Origin of the sequence: Lysobacter sp. ESA13C, assembly GCF_019970005.1 — a bacterium.
Taxonomy (GTDB): domain Bacteria; phylum Pseudomonadota; class Gammaproteobacteria; order Xanthomonadales; family Xanthomonadaceae; genus Lysobacter; species Lysobacter antibioticus_B.
This window is the reverse complement of sequence record NZ_JAHXYK010000012.1, coordinates 42,887-62,452: the sequence shown is the minus strand read 5'-3', so window position 1 is coordinate 62,452 and position 19,566 is coordinate 42,887. Positions and strand designations below refer to the sequence as shown.

Here is a 19,566-nt window from a genome sequence, read left to right as displayed (position 1 = left end):
CACGACTCATCCGCGGGTCATTGCACCCAATGGAGGAGCGCCATCATGTCATCCGATAATCAATTCACCGCTTTAGGGCCGACCATCATCGGCTTTCAGACCAATGGTTCGAACATCGAGCGGGGCGCCGAGGTGCAGGGGCAAAAACTAGGTATCCGAGCCGGCGCCGATGATGGCGTCGGCGTACATGGGATATCCCACAAGTACTTCGCAGTGCTGGGCGAATCCGAGCTTTGGCATGGCGTGCAAGGAGCGTCGTCCGAGCGTGCCGGTGTCGTTGGGCTAAGCGCCAAACAAGAGGGTGTCCTAGGGATGGGGGAACCGGGAGTGCTGGGGTTGCGAGCGCAGTCGGCGGAGCATGCGCGCAACGGCGTCATGGGATTGAATGAAGGCATTGACGGCGCAGGCGTATTCGGCGGGCACCGAGCGACCGATTCATTGAATCCTCCGCTAGGACAGAGCGCGCGAGAATTTGGAACCTGCGCCGAGCCCGGTGCCGGTGTCTTCGGGAAGAGCACCGACATAGGCATCGGCGTGATGGGGCAGAGCCGATTCGGTTCGGGCGTTGTCGGGTACAGCGAAGGCGGTGTCGAGTTCACCAGCCATGGTGTCGTGGGCGTCAGCCCTCAACTCGCGGGCGTCGTCGGCATCAGCGGCGACCGACCAGAAGCCGGGACAGTGCTACCGCCCAACCATGTCGGTATCTATGGCTTCTGTGCGAGTGGACTTGGGGCGGTCGGGACGAGCCGCGATTCCGTTGGTGTTCTCGGGGTAAGCGAGAGTGATCGCGGCGGACAGTTTGAGTCCCGCAAGCTGGCGCAGATACATCTGGTCCCCATGAAGCTGGCAAGCAAAAACGACCCCAACGGCTTCGTCGAAGGAAAGGGTGGGGATCTGTTGGCGATCGAAGATGCGCGATCGGGAGCAGGAGATATTCGCCATAGCCTGTGGTTCTGTGTCGGAAAAAATCTCGATTCAGGTATGGCGGAGTGGGTTCTCATTGCTTCGTAACCGGAGAGGATGTGACCGTCGTATCGGGGCATCGAGCGTTGCCATGTCAACCGCCCGAAGGTCACCGCGTCAATGCCAGGCGCCACACTGCTGAAGCCGTGTGGCGTCTCGTTGGTCTCATCTTTAGTCCGGCGCCATACAGCTGGGCGAATCTTGAACGCTGGCGCAACCTGGAGTAGCGATTGCATCGCCGTGTGGAACTGATATCCGGCGAATGATGCTCGCCTACGCCAACCCACAAGTGTGCTTAGTTCTCGATTCTTTGTAGACAAAACGCGCTGTCGGTGCCTTTCCCCAGGTTACGCATTGTTTCCTGGCCAGGGGCTGGCGTAACCTCGGCCTGATTCCGAAGTCATAGGCATTGGGCAGGCATGGACGGGCCGCGAAACTTGCGCATGAAGCGACCACCACGGCGGGCATGGCTGGCACTAGGTGTATTACCCGTGGCGTTCCTGGCTTTGGCTGCTTGTGCGCAAGCGCCGTTGAAAGCGGCGGCTCCTAGCCACTCTTTGTCATCCGATGTCGAGACGTCTCCGGATACTTATAAGGTCAATCAAGCAAGCGAATACCCCGATCTGACGGCCGAAGAGGCCGGGCGGCGCGTTCTGAGGCTGGTCGATGGGCTTGAATCGATGGAAGAGCTTCCACTGGAGCGAGTGATCGAGCGAACGGGCTTCCCGCTCAAGTTAGCTCCTGCCCAGAATCTGCACGTCTTCTCCGTGGAACTGGCTAAAAGCTCGGGTTTCTACAGTGCCATCCATAGCGACAAGAATGGCCGACGGTTCGTCGAGATCCGATATGACGGGCCGGAGGAGCCTGGACATCCCGACGTATTTCCTTGCGTGCTGAGTGTCACTGCGGTCGCGGAGCGGTTGAAGGCATTGGGCTATATCATGAATACCGACATTGACGAGATTGGTCGCACGCTCGAATACGTGTTCACTCGGGACCGCTTGAGAGTGCGCATAGTGCCGAGCGACTACAGCATGTCGAGTCCGCTTGGGGCAGATACCTGCGTGGCAGTGCTGACAATTCAGTCAAAGGATTAGTTGATACCAGCCTGTCCAGGCTGCTATCAACGTTAGAAGGATACTAATGGCCATTGCTTGGGATCGTAAGTTTCCTGCCTCATTGGACGAAGTTCCCATGATTATTCTATTTCGAACGGTAGTAGGCGCAGCGGAGCTGGCAGGCTGCAGCCTGATGAGCGTCTCTGCCCATGCCGTCTCCCCCTCTAGGCCAAAAAGAGCCTGTCGACATGACGTCGATAGATGCCTACGGAATCAGTTCGCCCACCGAGCATCCAGAGTTGACCCCAGAGGAACTTGGGCGCCGGACCTTGCGACTGCTGGATGGGCTGAAATCCATGGACGAACTAACCGTCGACCAAGTGTCTGCGCGCACCGGAATACCGCTGAAGTACGCGCCGAAGGGAAAGGTCTATGCGTTCACTGTTCAGGAGCCGGATTCCCCTTGGTACTACGGTGTGAACTACCGCGAAGGTCTCGAAGGGAAATTGTTGGAGCTGGAGTATGCGTATGTCGGCGACGCTCGGCCTAAAGGCGCCCCCTTGTGCGGTCTGTCCGTCGATGGTCTTGTAAGGAAGCTCAAGGCAGATGGCTATTCCCTGTGGATCGATGTCGACGAGTTAGGTCAGGCCTTGGCCTACTACTTCGAGCGCTCGCCGCTTAAGGTCCGGGTGGTGCCCGCGGCGAGCGTTCCCAACGAGAAAACAGGCGCGTATCACATGTGTGTCTCGCAGTTGATGATTACTTCAGCGGATTGAGCTCGATAGAGCCTCGAATCCACGGACGAAGGGAGGCTTCCGCATGCTTGCATCAGGATCATCGTTACTCGTTCGGATCAATAACGTATGGCCAAGTCAGAACTCATGAAGCACCTAAATCATCCTTCGATCGTTAGGCTGCTGCTGGCTGCTAGTTGCACAATTTTGAGTGCTTGCACCCATGCAGCGCCTGTTAGCCCAATAGATCAGCCATTTGCCAAGGGGGCCTCCGACGTGAGCTCAACTGAGTCCTATAAGCCGCATCCTGCGAGCGACTACCCGGAGATCACGCCTGAGGAAATGGGGCGGCGTCTCCTGAAGTTGGTCGACGGGTTGAAAACGATTGAGGAGCTGACTCTGGATCGAGTCCTTGAGCAAACCAAGCTCCCCCTTCGATATGCCCCAGATGGTAGGGCATATGTGTTCGGACTGTATCTGCCGGACTCTGGCTGGCACTACGCGCTTTCCTATTTCGAAGATGCGGAAGCGAAGCTGAAGACTGTTCGTTACGACTTTGCGAACCCGGCGAATGAACAGGCGGATATGACGCCAGTGTGCGGCCTTAGCTTCGATGATTACGCAGACTCGCTGAAGAAGATCGGCTTCACCATGACGACTTCGCATGACGAAATAGGTCGAGCGATTGACTACAGCTTCTATCGGCCCGAGGTGCAAGTTATCGTCACCGAGAGGAGGGAGCGCATTGCAAGCGAAGGAGCGTTGCCGCGTTCTTGTGTTAAGTCGGTCGCGATACATTCGGTGGATTGACTATGGCCAGGCCGAATAGGGAACTTCAGGCAGCGATTGATAGGTTCGGCGCCACATCGGGCGCGAATAGTAACCAAGTGGCGCAACTGTATGCTGCGATTGATGCGGATTCGAGTCTGCTGCGAAGCTTGAATAAGGAGGCCGAGGCTGGGCGGCTAAAAGGGTTCGCATTTCACATCAGTACAAGAGACAACCTTGTTGGTGCGTACGACATACAGTCCGGGATGATCATGTTGCCCGCTTCGGGGTTCCGCGAAGCAGGCAAAGAGCCGAGTCCGAGCCTTGCTGGCGCGCTACGTATTCAGGACATGTCAGTACGTTTTGCGCATAGCAGCTATACAGATGCGGCGAACCAGCCGGCCACCGTCAGCCAGGAAATGGTCGACAATCTTCAGCGTACGATCAACGGCTCACCTGTATTGGCTGACCAAATGAAGGCGGCCACTGCGGCCGGTCATTTGAAGCAATTCGCGGTGATGGCGCCAGGAACTGGAGCGGGTGGTACTTACGATGGCTCTACTCAGACCATGAATCTCCCTGCATCGAGCCTTCAAAGTAAGACTGCAGCCAACCCCGCTGGAAAGTTCAACGTTGGCTCATTGACCTTCGTGCTCGGCCATGAAACTCAGCATGGATTCAACCATGCCGAAAAGCAGGCTGCCTATCGGGTGTTCGATTCGGAGGTCCGGAAAATTGCACGGGATAGCAATCCGATCAACGATTACACCCTGCCTATTGAGAAGTTGGTTCAAGCAGGCCGAGAAGATGAGTCAAAGGCCGAGATCGCAGGCTGGAATGCCGTTCTGAGTAGCACGCAGCAAATCAAGCCGTCGGTCGATTTGGCTGTGATGTCAAAAATCCAAGTAAATCAAGTCAGGGATTTCGTTGACTACGATATCGTTGCGCAGAAAGCCTCCCCTAAGCCGGGTCTGGTCTTCAATCCGGATTTTTCCTTGTCTCAGACTCCCGAAAATATTGCCGCGATGGGAAGGCATTACTTCGATAAACATCCTGATGGTACGCCGGGAATACCTCTGCAACAGACGTCGAGCTTGGGCCCGCATAGAGAGGCCGACTACCCCAACTACTACGGTCGTAACGCCATCCAGCGTGCCATCACGATCGATCGTAAGCAGGCGCATTCGGTCGATGGCGTCGAGCCGCAGATGCAGATCAACATGGCGCAGTTGCGTCTGGATGAGCGTCTGATCGAGCGTTTGGGGCTTGAGATCGATCCGCACCCGGAACGGCGCCAGGCTTATTACGACGCCAGTCGGTCGCCGCCGGCGCTACGGCATTTCGACCATACTGAGACGGGTCTTAACCGTTACGAGCATGTCCCGATCGATCCCGAGATCCTCGCCGGCGACGTAGTCAACAAAGACCATGCTAAGCCGAATCCCTCCCAGCCCGGCCATCCCGACCACACGCTCTACTCGCAAATCGTCACGCAAGTAAAAGAGCTGGATCGCATCAACGGCCGTAGTTGGGATCAGGTCAGCGAGCGCTTGAGCGCCAGCCTGTTATCGCTGGCGAAGGACAGCGGCGTCACCCGCGTCGACCACGTGGTCTTCAGTCAGAAGACCGACCAGGTGGCGGCCGGAGAGAACGTCTTCATCGTGCAAGGGCAATTGGACGATCCCGCTCACGTCCGGGCGCATATGAAGACTGAGGCGGCGGTACAGACGCCCGAGGCCGTGTCGTTCCAGAAGGTCGAGGCACTGAACGAGCGGTCGGCGCAGCAAGCGCTCAACACGCAGCAGAATTATCAGGCGCAAGAGGAAGTGCAGAAATCATCTGGGATGAGTCGATAAGACGCGTCTCGATAGCTGACGTTACATCCGCATGCTGCTGAGAGCTTGCCCATAGCGGCGGCTACCCGTCATCCCCAAGAAAAACCGGGCCGCTTTCGCGGCCCGATTCGTATCTATCGCAGGTCTATCGCTTAATCACTCGACAAACCGCGCCGTCCCCACGTCGTACCACGGGGTGCACAGCAGCTGGCGGCCGGTGCTGGTGTCGCCGGTGGCGGTCCAGATGGGGCCGTGGTTGGTCTTGACCGGGTTGCGGAACTGCTTTTCGTCGAACGGCGCCACCGCGACGCACCAGCGCACGCGCTTGGGGGCGCCGGCGCCGGTGAAGCGGTGGACGAACTGGTCGGCCAGTTCGCCGCCGGGCTTCAGTTCGACGGCGAGCGGGGCGGAACCGAGCGGGTCGGCCGCGGCGGTGGCCGAGGGCGCGCCGGGGGCGTGCAGCAGCACGGTGCCGCCGTCTTGCTGTTCGACGCGCGGTGCGCCGACCGGGCCGGGGTTGAAGGTGGCGCCGGCGCGGTCGCCGTACACGCCGCGGTCGAACACGGCCAGGGCGCGGTCGGCGCTGCCGTTGCGCAGGCGGTAGCGCACCAGCAGGGTGTTGGCGTCGGCGCTGTAGTGGAACTCGGCGTGCAGGCTCGCTTCCTGGCCGTCCTGCACGCGCAGGCGGGTGTCGGCGGTGGCGGTGGTGGTGTCGGGCTGAGCGTTCATTCGGGTGTCTTCTGCAGGATGCGGTAGGCCATGCGCGCAGGCGGCGGCCAGCGAGGCAGCGAACACGGCGGAGGCCTTGAGCGCGTATCGCGGGCGGGCGGCGGTCGTGTGCTTCGCTGTCATCGGGCGGGTCTCGGCATGGGTCGTTGATTCACAGGTGGGTGTGGGCGCGCCGCGCAGGCCCGGGGGCTGCGCGCGGCGGTCGCTCATCGGCGCATGCCGCCGGCGCTCTGCGCCGGTTCGGCTTGTTGTTGCTGCTGCGCCTGGGCCTGCGTTTCCGCCTGGGCTTGTTGTTCCTGGCGGTCGACGGCGTGGATGGCTTCGTGGCGCATGGCCTGGCCGGGCGGTTGTTCGGCCAGGGCGCGGGTGGCTTCGCGAGTGGCGCTGCGGTCGCCGGATTCCATCGCCTGCAACAGCGCGTCCAGGTGGGCGTGGCTGTGGTTGTGCCCGCCGTTGGGGTTGGCGCCGGTCGCGCTGGGATTGCCCGGGGCCGAGAACGCGCTCTTGGCGTCGACGCTATAGTCCGGACGTCGCGTCAGGCCCATCTCGTCGCGCATGCCGTTTTCGGTCAGGTTGCGCGGGTTGGTCTTGGTGTCCGGCGTGGCTGCGTTGTGGTCGAAGTCGAAGGCGACGCCGCTGTTGTCCAGGCCGACGGCCTGGCGCTCGAAGTTGCGCACGCTGCCCGAGTCCGGGCCGGTGCCGCTGTACACGCCCTGCTGCAGGGTGCCGCCGGTGATGTTGTAGGCGTGCGACATCTCGTGGTGCAGCACCACGGTCGGCGTTTCGAAGAAGTCGCTGTGGAACGAGGGGTTGTAGCTGATCACCGAATCCATGCCGGCGCCGCGCGTGGTCACGCCGGTGGCCGGGTCGGTCTGCAGGAAGGCGTCGTTGGTCAGCGAGGGGCCGGCGTAGCCGTTCATCTCGTTGCCCAACTCGGTGATGCTGACGCTGTGGCCGGTGCCGATGGCGGGGCTGGCGTTGCGGTCCAGCTCGCTGAGCATTTCGCGGCCGTTATTGGACGAGCGCAGCATGTCCAGGTCGGCTTCCACGCGCTGGCGGAAGGCATCCGACGAGCCGGCGGCGACGGTGACCGTGGCGCCGACGTTGGTGGTCATGTCGACTTCGACCTGGGTGTTGCGCGCGCCGCGGGCCGCGGTGATGGTGTCTTCGCCGCTCTGGCCATAGACGGTGTCGCGGCCGGAACGGTTGTCGACCGTGTCGGCGCCGGCACCGGTGTAGACGCGGTCGTTGCCCTGGCCGCCGCGCAGGATGTCGTTGTCCTGGCCGCCGGACAGGATGTCGTTGCCCTGGCCGCCTTCGAGGGTGTCGTTGCCGCGCCCGCCTTCGAGGTAGTCGCGGCCTTGGCCGCCGCGCAGGATGTCGTTGCCGTCGCCGCCGTAGACCACGTCGTTGCCGCCGCCGGCGTCGATGGTGTCGTTGCCGGTGTTGCCGAACACGTCGTCGCGGCCGCGGCCGGTGCTGATGGTGTCGTCGCCGGCGCCGCCGTCGACGCGGTCGCGCCCGCGGCCGGTGGTGATGGTGTCGTTGCCGTTGCCGCCCTGCACGTCCATGTTGACGCGCACGTTGGGGCCGGCGTGGATGATGTCGTTGCCGTCGCCGCCGCGCACGCCGAGCTGCTGCTGGGCGGCGAGGGTGATCTCGTACGGCTGGCCGTTGATCTGCACGTCGAGCACGCCGTTGGCGCGCTGGCTGACCTGCACGTTGTCGTCGCCGGCGCCGCCGTTGATGACGAGCAAATCGCTGAACTGGTCGCCGCCGGTCACTTGCTCGCGGCTGATGACGATGTCGCCCTGGCGGAACAGTTCCTGCGAGACGATGCCCTTGCCGTCGGGGGTGCTGCGCGACAGATCGGGCGGCGGACTGCCGGGCGGGACGCTACCGCCGTTGATGACGGTGGGAGTGGGGCCTGCCATAGAGATTCTCCTTGGCGTTGAAAGGCTGACGAATGGGTAAGGCGCTCGGCGCAGCCGTGTTCCTGCCGAGCGGGTTGGATTCGCCGACTATAGGCGGACTGTGGGAGCGAAGGAAATCGGGGTCTCCGACCGACGCGACCAACGGTCCGGCCCGGGTGGGCGAGGCGCTGCCCCAGTCAGGCACAGGGGTCTGAAGTGGGAGCGCAGTCACAAGAAACGCGATGGGTTCGCCGATCCGGCCAAGCCGGCCGCATCGATGGCCCTGCAACGCGCCTGTTCAGGGATATCAATGCACAGCGCCTGCGAATGCCGGCGCGCTGCCCGAGGGGCTTCATTGCGCAGAGCTTTGCAGCTAGTGCGTGGCTGAACAGGTCGCCGGCCTTGCCGTATCCTGCCGCCCCATGCCCACCTATATCGCCTTGCTGCGCGCCGTGAATGTCGGCGGCACCGGAAAGCTGCCGATGGCCGAGTTGCGCGCGATGTGCGAGGCCGCCGGCTTCGAGGACGTGCGCACCTACATCGCCAGCGGCAACGTGCTGTTCCGCACCGCCATGACCGCGAAGCGTGCGCAGGCGGCCTTGGAGCAGCGCTTGGCCGCGTATGCCGGCAAGCCGGTCGGGGTGATCGTGCGCACCCCGGCGGAGATGGCGCGCGCGTTGGCCGCGCAACCGTTCGTGGGCGCCGCGCCGAACCGCGCCGTGCTGATCTTTCTCGACGCGCCGCCGCCGGCCGATGCGCTGGCTGCGGTCAAGCATCGCAACGGCGAAGAAATCGCCCTGGGCGAGCGCGAGATCTACGTGCACTACGGCGACGGCATGGCCGATTCCAAGCTCGTCATCCCCGCGGCCAAGGCCGGCACCGCGCGCAACTTGAATACGGTGGCGAAGTTGATCGAGATGGCGAACGGTTGAGGGGCGCTGTCTTCACTGTCGTTTGCAACCGGCCTGGCATCGGCAGCCACTTCTGAAAGGACTCGGATGAAACACCGCATTGCGCTTTGCATCGGCGTGGCCGCTTATCAGCCCGCGAAGGCTGCCCTGCCCAATCCGGTCAACGATGCCAAGCGCATCCATGCCGCGCTGCGGTCGCGCGGGTTCGACTCGACCTTGCTGACTGATCCGACGGCTGCGGAGCTGAGGGCGGCGTTGGATGCTTTGCGCGCCAGAGTCGACGGCTACGCCGGCGACCGCGTCTTCAGCGTGGTGCACTACGCCGGGCATGCGGTCGAGATCGGCGGCTACGGCGTGTTGATGCCGGTCGATTCGGTGTTCCCCGCGACTCCGCTGAGCCTGAATTGCGGCGGGGTTTCGGTGCTGGAGGTCGTCGACGCGCTGAAGGCAGGGCGCGGCCCGAAGGTGGTGACGATCGACGCCTGCCGCGACGCGGCCCTGGGGTGGAACCCGCAGCAGATGCTCGATTTCACCCGTATCAGCACGCGGGAAACGCAGCGGCTCAAGCGGGCCGCGCAGGCCGACGACGTCGTCATCGCCTACTCGACCAGTGCCGGGCAGCCGGCCTACGACGGGACGGGCGGCAACAGCACCTATTGCAAGAAGCTCGAAGCGGCGTTGTTGCGGCACGACGCGACTATCGTCGAAAGCCTGGGCCAGTGCGGGCAGGAGGTGATTACCGAGAGCCACGCGCAGCAACGGCCCTGGGTCTATACCAGCGTCAGTGGACGACCCGGTTTCAGCGACCTGCCGGTGTATGCGCTGGCGTGGTCGGCTGCGCTGCACCATCCGATGCTGTCCAGCACGCGTCTGCAGGAGCGCGAGATGGATGCCGCGGTCGTGGTGAACGGCGAGGGCCGCCTGCAGTTGGTGAGGGACGGGTTCGTCCGCCGCTTCGTGGGGCATCCGAAGAAGTACACCGTAGCTACCGCCCGGGAGGACGAAGTGCTGCTCGCCGGGTCGAATGCCTTCGTGTCGCTGCAGGTGTCCGAGCCCGAGCGGGACTCGCCGTTGACGCCCGATGCGAAGCTGAAAATCAAGTGCGTCGATCCCTTCGGTATCAGCCAATCGCCCGACGGCATTCATGCCGTCGTTTATGGGCATGGCGGCTACAGCGTCATGCGTCGCGAACACGGACGCTGGCGCCTGCTTTGCTCCGACAGCCGACCTTCCGATGTCTATGGCGCGATATTCCAGTCCAACGAGGTGCTGCTTCTGTGCGGAACTTCGGACTCGGTTTGCCGCCTGGACTTGAGTGCAGACAAGCCGCTGCGCACCGACATCCCGTTGGAGAGTCGCCAACACGTCTACGACCTGGCCTGGGTCGAACACACGAAGCACCTGGTAGGCGTTTGCGACGGAGGCGTGGTGATCCGGATCGATACGCAGACCGGCAAGGTCGAGCAGCGGTCCATGTTCGAGTGGCCCAGCGTCGATGTGCTCGGCGCCTATGGCCGATTGCGCCACCACAAACTCTCGGCCGACGATGCGAATCTCTTCTTGTCCGACCCGGAGCGGTTCGAGGCCCAGCGCGGCGAGAGCATCTGGCACGAGACCGGACATGGGGGCCGACGGCCGACCTACCATCTGCTGTGTTGCTCCATGACCAAGGACCCGAGATTGCTCGCGATAGGCGCCGACCAGGGGTTGGTGTTCCTGGTCGACGTCCGCACCTTCGAGCACGTGGCGACGCTCGATGCTGGCAGCGGTATCGGGGTCGGGCTGCGCTGGATGACCTGCTCGCAGTTCGACGGCGCCATCCATGCGCTGGGGAATGATGGTGTCATCCGTTGTTTCGAGCCGATCCAGCCGTTCGTATGAAGCCCGGGCAGCGACCACCGTCTCGTTAGGCGGCTGAATCCGGGCTCAAGCCGCCTCCGGCAGGGTCGGGTTCGCAGGCTTCGGCTGCTTCCGACGTCAGGCCCGCCGTACTAGACTCCATCCCATGCGAAATCCATTGCAAGATCAATTGCTCAAGGCCGGCCTGGTCAAGAAGGCCCAGGTGTCCCAGGTCGCGCGCGAGCAGGCCAAACAGCGCCAGGGCAAGGCGCCGCCCGCGCCGACCGCGGAGCAGATCGAGGGCGAGCGGCTGCGTGCCGAACGCGCCGAGCGCGACCGCGCGTTGTCGGCCGAGCGCAACGCCCAGGCGAAGGCGCACGAGCTGCGCGCGCAGGTCCGCCAGATCGTCGAGACCCACAAGGTCAAGCGCGAGGGCGAGATCGCGTACGGCTTCACCGACGAAGGCAAGATCAAGAACGTGCTGATCAACACCGCGCTGCGCACGCAGCTGGCGAGCGGCGCGCTGGTGATCGCGCGCCACGACCAGGGCTATGAGCTGCTGCCGCGCGCCGCCGCGGAAAAGGTGTATGCCCGCGACCCGTCGATGATCGTGCTGGATCATGCCGCGCCCAAGGCCGAAACGCCGCCGAGCGAGGACGACGAGTACTACGCCCAGTTCCAGGTGCCGGACGATCTGGTCTGGTAAGGCCGTCGCGATGGTCTGTGCAAGCTCATCGCACAGACATGCCCTGCCGACCTGAAACCCTCGCTATGCATCCGCCACGGCCGGTTAGCGAACGCACTTACCGCTTCGCCTTGCGTTCGATCGAAGACCGTTTCGGCGCCGGCAACTTCGATGATGCCGGCGACGCGATCGTCGAGGCCCTGCGCGATGTCTATGACCAAGCCGAGCGCTGCGCCATCGATTTCAGCTTCGACACAGTGCATGCCAATCCTTGGTTTCATGCCTTGGTGGTGGCGATAGACCCATTGCCGGAATCGGCGCATGCAGAGTTACTGGCACGACTCATCGAAGTCGGCCTTCAGCCGGAAGGTCTCTAGATCTTCATGTGTCATCAAGCCCATTGCGCCTCTGTGCGCGTTAGCAGCTGCTTGTTGCGTCGGAAACTGTAGCGCCGACGACGTCAGCGCTACTTTCAGTTGCCGTTGTTGCGCGTGCGCGCTTGACGTAGGCTGCGAGGCATAAGAACCGATCGAGTCGAGACCGGCGAGTCATCGCCATCGTCGCGTAGTCCGAACTTTTCTTGCCATGGAGGCATCGATGCGCACCGAGTTCTGCATCTTCCCGCTAATACTGATGCTCGGGGTTTCCGCCTGCGGCGAGCACAAGCCCCGCGTGGACCGGATGACCGCGGAGCTGCAAGCCAAGTACAAGCGCAATCCGGCCCCGAAGCAGCCCTACCAGATCACCCTGACGCTGGCCGATGCACCGGGACCGTTCGCCAAGATAGAGGGCTCTGTCTACTATGAGGCGCGCGATTGCGACTACATGCCGGACCGGATCGCGGGCTTCTTCTTGACGCCGTCGGTCGACCTGCCAATGAGCTATTCCAAGGTCGACGAGACTTCTTACGTCGCCACGGTCCACGCCGATGCGATGGTCGACGAGGATTATCTGGGCAAGGGCGTGTGCCATTGGGAGCTTGTGAGCGTGAATACCTCGCTCAAGGCCACAGGAGCGAAGACCGATACCAGCTATGTCGCAAACCTGATGGGCGACGAGATGCGCGGACAAAAGACGCGCACCAACTACTACGTCAAATACGACTACCCAGGCAGCGATCCGGAAGAGTGGTCGGACTTCGGTAAGGTCGACCGCAGCCGGTACAAGCCTGAGCTCCAGGATCAGTTGTTCACGATCACCCTCACGCCAGCGGTGGGGAAGCCGTGAGCATGGAGTCGGCAATATGCTCCTGGACGGTCGCACCACCCTCGCGGCTGGCAAGGCCATCGCAACTTTCGGTTGCCGTTGCGGCAATCTCCCACCTGACGTAGGCTCGGATCCATAAAGGCCCAGCCTTGACCCGGGTCGGGACCGTCGCGGTGCTGCCGCCGCCGGCCCGTCCCTTAATCATCTCTTGCCATGGAGGCATCGATGCGCGGTGAGCTTCGCACCTTTTGTCTTCTGCTGGCGTTGAGTACTTCCGCCTGTAGCGCTCCCGAGACTGCAATGACTTCCGACAAATCCTCGCCTGGTTCCGATCCCTCCACGGCTGAGTTGGAGGCCAAGTACAAACGTAACCCGGCGCCGAAGCAGGGCTACCAGATCACGCTGAAGCTCGCGGATGCTCCGGGACCGTTCGGGTCGGTAAAGGGTTTCGTCAATTTCGAGGCTCCGGATTGCAAATACACTCCGGACCCGATCGCGGGAGTGTCGATGACGCCGTTGCATGGCTTCGAAATGGAGCTGCAACGGGTCGACGACACGACGTACACGGGCACCGTCCATACCGATGCGATGCTCGACGAGGACTATCTGGGCGAGGGCGTCTGTCATTGGCAACTGACCTCGTTGAATGCGCAGCTCAAGGCGACCGGTGCAGAGCCTGAGACGAACTTCATCGTCAGCCTGATGAATGAGGATGTGACGGCGCAGCGAGCGGTAACGAAGTACTACTGGAAAGAGCGGTACCCGCGCAGCCAAGTTACGGACTATCCGGATATGGGCAAGGAAGATCGGGATGTCTTCCGGTCCGAGATTCGCGACGAATTGTTCACCATGACTCTATTGTCGAAGGCGATGACGCCATGAGCATTGGAAGCCAGCAATACGCCGATTTGGCGAGCGACTCTTATAGAGACCCCACGAAGGGCAAGAAGGATGTGGTGATTGGTGGAGTGTCTTACGAGATTCTCGGGCATTCCGACACCAAGTCCGGTTATCAAGGCACTATTTATCAGCGCAAAGATACCGGCGAAATTGTCGTCGCGCATCGCGGCACCGAGTTCGATCGCGAGATGGTCAAGGATGGCTTGGCCGATGCGCGCATGGCGACCAACCGCACCAATGCCCAAGCCGACGATGCGATCGCCTTGACTCGGCGCGCGCTTGAAATGGCTGCGGATCAAGGCCGCGATACGGGTCGCAAGCCCGAAGTCACCGTCACCGGCCACTCCCTCGGCGGCACACTCGCGCAGATCACCGCCCACCACTACGACCTGCGCGGCGAGACCTTCAATGCCTATGGCGCGGTTAGCCTGGGCTATCGCATTCCGGAAGGCGGCAACCGCGTCACCAATCATGTGATGGCTGGCGACCCGGTCAGTGCGGCCAGCGACCACTACGGCAAGGTCAAGGTCTACGCGACGCCGCAGGAAATCGCGACGATGAAGGACCGCGGCTACGAGAATAACCGCAGTGTGTTCGACGCGCGCAACATGGGCGGCGCGGTCAAGGACATGGTCGGCACCTCGCACAGCATGCATAACTTCCTCAATGAGGATGCGAACAAAAGACCCGACCGCTCGGTGCTCGCCGATCCGCAGACGCAGCGGCTGGCGCAGCAATACGATCCGATGATCGACAAGTACCGCGGCGACGTCGAAAGCACCCGAAAGGGCGTCACCCATATTTCGCGCAATCCGCTCGAACGGGTCGGCGATGCGATCGACGATATTCGCGGCCCGATCAAGGCCGGCGAGCCCGGTCGCAAGGAAGAGCGCCACGCGCCGGCCGTGCCGGAACGGCATTCGGCGCCGCTGCACCTCAATCCCTATGCACCCGGCAAGAGCATTCCCGACTACATCCATCCGGGCAGGGAGCAGCCGTCCGGCCCCGGCATTCCGTTCCGCAACGCCACCACCTCTATCAGTGGCGACCCCTCGACCTTCCTCGACCGCATGCTGGCGGCGTCGCAGAACGGCGACCGCGATACCTTCCGGCAAATGACCCAGGACGCCGCGTCGGCGCCGCCGGGACGCGCGCTGCGCGAGGAAGCGGTGGCGACGGTGGACCGGCAGGAACAGGCGCTCGCCCAGCAGGCGTCGGTGCAGCAGCAGGCGCAGGCGGCCGAACAGGCTTCGCCGGCACGCAGCGGCCCGCGCATGGCCTGATCGACGCGTCGAGTGGTGTGAGGCAGCGGGACCTTAGGCAAACAGGCACGGTTTGAGATCGCACCGAGGAGCGGTTGGATGCAACAGGACGAGTTGATGGGCCTGGTCAGCAAGACCGCGGCCTTGATGGAGCAGTTCGAACGTCGCTGCGAAGAGATCGAGCAACACCAACGGGCGGTCTATCAGCAGTTGCAGCAGCTCGCGCAGCAAGTGCCCGGGGTGGTGCGGCAGTCGGCCGACGAGAGTCTGCGTAATCTGCCCGGCGCGGTGATGGGCAAGCTGGAGAGCGGCCTGTCGCAGCCGGTCGGCGCCTACGAGCGCCGCCTGCAGGACGCCGGTGGGCTGCTGCAGGAAGGTTCGCAATCGCTGGCGGCCCAGCTCAAGCGCATGGAGTGGCTGCACAAGCAGCTGATCTGGAAAGTGGTCGGTGCGGCGCTCGGCAGCGTGCTGTTGCTGCTTGCGGGCGGCGGTTGGCTGCTGTGGCAGTACCGTGCCGACATCAACGAGAACCGGGTCGCCGCCGACCTGCTGCGCGCCTACAACCAGGCCGACGTAACCCTGTGCGACGGCAAGCTCTGCGCCAACGTCGATCCGAAGGGCAAGACCTACGGCGACAAAAAACAGTACCGGCCGGTGCAAGCCCGCCCCTGATCGGCGTCTGACCGGTCTCGGTCTGCGCAGGTCGCCTTGGCGCCTGCGCTGGCTGCGAGATTCGCGGCCCGCTTCGCTTCCCGAAGACTTCGACTCCACCCGAGTTCGCCCGGCCGTGCGCGGCCGGCGGCCGGCCTTCGGCTTGCCGCGAACTGCGGTGACCGCCGTGTGGCTGTTCCACTCGGCCTGCATCTGATCGGCGATCGAATGCTTCGGCCTGGATCGAATTAAGGACCGATCCTGTCCTCTATGGTGGTTATCTTGGTCCTGCCGCGCAAGACCGGTATCCATCACTCCGAGGCCCTTATGCTCACTCTGATCCACGCACCGCATTCCCGCTCGACGCGCATCATCTCGCTGCTCAAGGAACTCGACGCCCTGGCCGACGTCGAGGTCCGCACGGTGGACATCCAGCGTATGGGCCAGGCGTTCGACGGCGATGCACGCAACCCGCATCCGGAAGGCAAGGTGCCGCTGTTGATCCACGACGGCGTGGAGATTTGGGAAAGCCCGGCGATCATCCTTTACCTCACCGACCTGTACGCGCACCGCAAGTTCGGCGCGGCGGTCGGCGACAAAGACCGCGGCCGTTATCTGTCGTGGCTGAGCTGGTACGGCGGCGTGGTCGAGCCGGTGCTGCTGCTGGGGGCGGCCGAGATCAGCCATCCCTATGTCCATGCCACCTTCCGCGGCCCGCAGCAGCTGCATGAGCGGCTGGCCAAGGCCTTGGCCGACCAGCCGTATCTGATGGGCGACCACTACACCGCCGCCGACCTGCTGCTGCACTCGCCGTTCGCCTGGTTCCCCGACAGCGCGCCGCAAGACCCGGCGGTGCAGGCCTGGATCAAGCGCTGCGGCGAGCGTCCGTCGCTGCAATTCGCCACCGAATACGACGCCGCGCTGGCGGCCTGAGCCGCGCCACGGATCCGGCCCGACGTATCCGCCGCGTATCCGCCGCGGCGGTGCGCAGGGCCGGACACGCGCTGCTGAACGCGCGTCCGGCGCTGCCGGCCGTCGCCGGGCGATACGCACCGTTCGCGCAATGGCGTTAATCGAATGCGCAAACGACGCTTGACCTCAATCGCACTTGAGGCCTTACCGTGGGCCGCACTTCAACGCGATCGAGGGCCACGCGATGTCGCCACGCCTGCAAGACCTCAGCACCTATCTGCAACGCCTGGGCTACCCGAGCGCGCCGCCGCCGACCCTGGACAGCCTGCGCGAGTTGCAGCGGCGGCATACCGCCGAGTTTCCGTTCGAGACCCTGGCGACCTTGCTGCGCATGCCGGTGCCGATCGACCTGGCCTCGCTGGAGCGCAAGCTGCTGCACGACGGCCGCGGCGGCTATTGTTTCGAGCTCAACCGGATGTTCCTGGCCCTGCTGCAGCAACTGGGGTTCGACGCGCGCGGCCTGACCGGCCGGGTGCTGATGGGCGGCCCCGAGGACGCCCTGCCGGCGCGCACCCATCTGCTGGTGCTGGTGACGATCGACGGCGTGCGCTACATCGCCGACGTCGGCTTCGGCGGCATGGTGCCGACCGCGCCGCTGCGCCTGGACACCGACGAGGCGCAGGCGACGCCGCACGAGTTCTACCGTGTGCAACCGCGCGACGGGCAGTACGTGTTGCGCGCCCAGGTCGGCGAGGAATGGCGGGCCATGTACGTGTTCGATCTGCAGCAGCAGGTCGACATCGATTTCGTAGTCGGCAATTGGTACGTCTCGGCGCATCCCGAATCGCCCTTCCTCGGCCAGTTGTTCGTCGCCCGCACCGGCGAGGGGTTACGCAAGACCTTCAACAACGACAGCTTCGCCGTGCACCGGCTCGGGCAAGACAGCGTGCGCCGCGAACTGCCCGATGCGGACAGCGTGATCGAGGTGCTGCGCGAGGAGTTCGATATCCGCGTGCCGGCGCATCCGCAGTTGCATGAGGCGATCGAGCGCCTGCTGGCCAAGCCGGCGGCGGCGTGAATCGGGGCGGACGGTAGTACGGCGCACCGGCTTGCAGAAATAACCGCACGAATCCTTCCCCTGCGGGAGCGACGTTCCACAGGATTTCCTTCGGTAACCCTTCGAGCGCGCGCCGTTACGGGGGGGAGAGCGCGGTCGCGGCTTGCGCCGCTCCTACCCCTTAACGGCGACGCTGCCTAGACAAGGACTGGGCGATACTGCGCCGGCATCGGAGCAGATGACCATGGCCCAGAACATCTACGACGATCCGGCCTTCTTCGAAGGCTATTCGCAGCTGCGGCGTTCGATCGAAGGCTTGGTCGGCGCGCCGGAGTGGCCGGCGCTGCAGGCGCAGCTGCCGGAACTGCGCGGGCGCCGGGTCATCGACCTGGGCTGCGGTTACGGTTGGTTCTGTCGCTACGCGCGGATGCAGGGCGCGGCGGACGTGGTGGGTGTCGACGTGTCCGAGAAGATGCTCGAACGCGCGCGGGCTACGACCCAAGACGAAGGCATTGCCTACGTTCGTGCCGATCTGGATCAATTCGAGCCCGAACAGGCCGCGTTCGATCTGGTCTACAGCTCGCTGACCTTGCATTACCTCGACGATCTGCCGGGTCTTCTGGCGAAGGTCCATCGCGCGCTGGTGCCGGGCGGCCGTTTACTGTTTTCCGTCGAGCATCCGATCTACACCGCGCCTGCGCATCCGGGCTGGTCGAGCGATGTCGACGGCCGCAAAACCTGGCCGGTCAACGGATATCAGAGCGAAGGCCCGCGCGTTACCCATTGGTTCGCTCCCGGCGTGCGCAAAGTGCACCGCACCCTCGGCACCTATCTCAACGGTTTGATCGCGGCCGGGTTCCGTATCGCCCACGTCGAGGAGTGGGGGCCGAGTGACGCCCAGGTCGCGCAGACGCCCGCGCTGGAAGAAGAACGCGAGCGGCCGATGTTGTTGCTGGTGGCGGCGCAGCGTCCAGATCGAGGATAGGAGCGACGTCCTACTGGATTTCCTGCGGTCACGAGTCGCGACCGCGAATCTGCAAGTTTGCGTCGCACGCTTCGTTTGGCGCGTCGTCGTTACGTTCGGGTGACGAACGCATGAGCGCTTCCTGAAAATCGCACCCGTGCGAGAAAAGATTCAGCCAAAGCCTTCCTTGCATCGGCGATGACCGCATGAACACGCGAGTGTTCATGCCGCGTTTGCGCGGCCTGTCGAAAATCGAGACTCCCCCACGCACAGGAGTACGCCATGAAGCCGCTCATGCTCGCGCTCGCCTTGGCGGCCTGCATTCCCGCCGCCGTTGCGCAGTCCCCGCAAGGCAGCGAAGCCCTGACCGAGCACCAGATCCGCACCCGTCTGGCCGAACAGGGCTATACCAAGGTCAACGACCTCAAGTTCGGCGATGGCGTATGGCATGCCGATGCGCGCAGCGGCGACGGCAACCGCGTGCAAGTCCGCCTCGACCCGCGCACCGGCACCGTATATCCCAACGAGCAGGTCGCGCGCATGAGCGAACGCGATGTGCGCGCGGCGCTGGCGGCGGCCGGCTACACCAACGTCCACGACGTCGATTACGAGGACGGCATCTGGAACGCCGAGGCCGACAGCCCGACCGGCAAGGATGTCGAAGTGAAGATCGATCCGAACACCGGCAAGGTCATCGGTACCGAGAAGGATTGATGCTGCGTGAGGCGATGATGCGGCCGCTTCTGGAGGGGGCGGCCGTGTCAGCGGGCGGAAGCTTTAGCTATTGAAGTTGCTTCACCGCTTTGCGGCCAGACACGCTGCCACGGCAAACTGCACGGTCGCGGCTCGCGCCGCTCCTACCCTGCGGCAGTCCCCCAGCTTCGATGAGTGACGACGGCCATGCGGTCTCTGCGCGTCCCGCGGTCGCGGCTCGCGCCGCTCCTACCCTGCGATAGTCCCCCAGCTTCGATCGATGACGCGAGCGGTGCGGTCTCTGCGCGGCCCTTGGTCGCGGCTCACGCCGCTCCTACAGGGGGGAGGGGCGAGAGGGCTGCGGGCCGGGGCCGGGGGTAAGAATTGCGGGTCCCCCAAAAAAAATTCACGAGCGTGTCGATTGCGCCGATCCTGGTTCGTCGTTGAAAGGAGCAGGCAGTAAAGGGATCCTATCCGACCCGCCCG

19 protein-coding genes are annotated in these 19,566 nt (G+C 63.5%); 17 read left to right on the top strand and 2 right to left on the bottom strand.

Annotated features, from left to right (window positions below; genetic code table 11):
- Nucleotides 1–45: 45 nt before the first annotated feature.
- The 5 genes from LC490_RS20485 (at nucleotide 46) to LC490_RS20465 (ending at nucleotide 5,379) form a co-directional block, all read left to right on the top strand.
- On the top strand, nucleotides 46–1,011 hold the full coding sequence (locus LC490_RS20485) for a hypothetical protein (RefSeq protein WP_223621419.1): 966 nt from the start codon (nucleotides 46–48) through the stop codon (nucleotides 1,009–1,011).
- 395 nt (nucleotides 1,012–1,406) lie between these two features.
- On the top strand, nucleotides 1,407–2,060 hold the full coding sequence (locus LC490_RS20480; RefSeq protein ID WP_223621418.1) for a hypothetical protein: 654 nt from the start codon (nucleotides 1,407–1,409) through the stop codon (nucleotides 2,058–2,060).
- A gap of 209 nt (nucleotides 2,061–2,269) precedes the next feature.
- Entirely contained in the window at nucleotides 2,270–2,797 is a 528-nt protein-coding gene (locus LC490_RS20475; protein ID WP_223621417.1) for a hypothetical protein, read from the top strand.
- 87 nt (nucleotides 2,798–2,884) lie between these two features.
- Complete coding sequence (locus tag LC490_RS20470; protein ID WP_223621416.1) at nucleotides 2,885–3,565, top strand: hypothetical protein; 681 nt, start codon at nucleotides 2,885–2,887, stop codon at nucleotides 3,563–3,565.
- A 2-nt stretch (nucleotides 3,566–3,567) separates the two neighbouring features.
- Nucleotides 3,568–5,379 (top strand): XVIPCD domain-containing protein, encoded by a 1,812-nt coding sequence (locus tag LC490_RS20465; protein ID WP_223621415.1) that lies wholly within the window; start codon nucleotides 3,568–3,570, stop codon nucleotides 5,377–5,379.
- Nucleotides 5,380–5,514: 135 nt separating this feature from the next.
- On the opposite strand, the gene LC490_RS20460 is transcribed toward LC490_RS20465, so the two are convergent.
- Together LC490_RS20460 and LC490_RS20455 are read right to left on the bottom strand one after the other, a co-directional pair.
- Entirely contained in the window at nucleotides 5,515–6,087 is a 573-nt protein-coding gene (locus LC490_RS20460; protein ID WP_223621414.1) for a hypothetical protein, read from the bottom strand.
- A gap of 206 nt (nucleotides 6,088–6,293) precedes the next feature.
- Nucleotides 6,294–8,021, bottom strand: a complete 1,728-nt coding sequence (locus tag LC490_RS20455) for a M91 family zinc metallopeptidase (protein ID WP_223621413.1) — start codon at nucleotides 8,019–8,021, stop codon at nucleotides 6,294–6,296.
- 401 nt (nucleotides 8,022–8,422) lie between these two features.
- On the opposite strand from LC490_RS20455, the gene LC490_RS20450 reads away from it, so the two are divergent.
- The 12 genes from LC490_RS20450 (at nucleotide 8,423) to LC490_RS20395 (ending at nucleotide 19,101) form a co-directional block, all read left to right on the top strand.
- Nucleotides 8,423–8,932, top strand: coding sequence for a DUF1697 domain-containing protein (locus tag LC490_RS20450; RefSeq protein ID WP_223621411.1), 510 nt, complete (start codon nucleotides 8,423–8,425; stop codon nucleotides 8,930–8,932).
- A 66-nt stretch (nucleotides 8,933–8,998) separates the two neighbouring features.
- Complete coding sequence (locus tag LC490_RS20445) at nucleotides 8,999–10,792, top strand: caspase family protein (RefSeq protein WP_223621410.1); 1,794 nt, start codon at nucleotides 8,999–9,001, stop codon at nucleotides 10,790–10,792.
- Nucleotides 10,793–10,916: 124 nt separating this feature from the next.
- A complete protein-coding gene (locus tag LC490_RS20440; RefSeq protein WP_223621408.1) occupies nucleotides 10,917–11,456 on the top strand; it encodes a DUF2058 domain-containing protein in 540 nt (179 codons plus the stop codon).
- 110 nt (nucleotides 11,457–11,566) lie between these two features.
- Nucleotides 11,567–11,812, top strand: coding sequence for a hypothetical protein (locus LC490_RS20435; RefSeq protein WP_223621407.1), 246 nt, complete (start codon nucleotides 11,567–11,569; stop codon nucleotides 11,810–11,812).
- A 220-nt stretch (nucleotides 11,813–12,032) separates the two neighbouring features.
- Nucleotides 12,033–12,662 (top strand): hypothetical protein, encoded by a 630-nt coding sequence (locus tag LC490_RS20430; RefSeq protein WP_223621406.1) that lies wholly within the window; start codon nucleotides 12,033–12,035, stop codon nucleotides 12,660–12,662.
- A gap of 279 nt (nucleotides 12,663–12,941) precedes the next feature.
- On the top strand, nucleotides 12,942–13,523 hold the full coding sequence (locus LC490_RS20425; RefSeq protein ID WP_223621405.1) for a hypothetical protein: 582 nt from the start codon (nucleotides 12,942–12,944) through the stop codon (nucleotides 13,521–13,523).
- The gene (locus tag LC490_RS20420) at nucleotides 13,520–14,824 is read left to right on the top strand and encodes a lipase (protein WP_223621404.1); all 1,305 of its coding nucleotides are present in this window, start codon (nucleotides 13,520–13,522) and stop codon (nucleotides 14,822–14,824) included. The genes LC490_RS20425 and LC490_RS20420 overlap by 4 nt, the downstream gene beginning before the upstream one ends.
- Before the next feature lie 78 nt (nucleotides 14,825–14,902).
- Nucleotides 14,903–15,475 (top strand): hypothetical protein, encoded by a 573-nt coding sequence (locus LC490_RS20415; RefSeq protein ID WP_031371038.1) that lies wholly within the window; start codon nucleotides 14,903–14,905, stop codon nucleotides 15,473–15,475.
- A gap of 306 nt (nucleotides 15,476–15,781) precedes the next feature.
- The gene (locus tag LC490_RS20410; RefSeq protein WP_223621403.1) at nucleotides 15,782–16,387 is read left to right on the top strand and encodes a glutathione S-transferase family protein; all 606 of its coding nucleotides are present in this window, start codon (nucleotides 15,782–15,784) and stop codon (nucleotides 16,385–16,387) included.
- A 223-nt stretch (nucleotides 16,388–16,610) separates the two neighbouring features.
- Entirely contained in the window at nucleotides 16,611–17,444 is an 834-nt protein-coding gene (locus tag LC490_RS20405) for an arylamine N-acetyltransferase (RefSeq protein WP_223621402.1), read from the top strand.
- Nucleotides 17,445–17,667: 223 nt separating this feature from the next.
- The gene (locus tag LC490_RS20400; protein ID WP_223621401.1) at nucleotides 17,668–18,408 is read left to right on the top strand and encodes a class I SAM-dependent methyltransferase; all 741 of its coding nucleotides are present in this window, start codon (nucleotides 17,668–17,670) and stop codon (nucleotides 18,406–18,408) included.
- A gap of 261 nt (nucleotides 18,409–18,669) precedes the next feature.
- Nucleotides 18,670–19,101 (top strand): PepSY domain-containing protein, encoded by a 432-nt coding sequence (locus tag LC490_RS20395; RefSeq protein WP_223621400.1) that lies wholly within the window; start codon nucleotides 18,670–18,672, stop codon nucleotides 19,099–19,101.
- The last annotated feature ends 465 nt before the right edge of the window (nucleotides 19,102–19,566 follow it).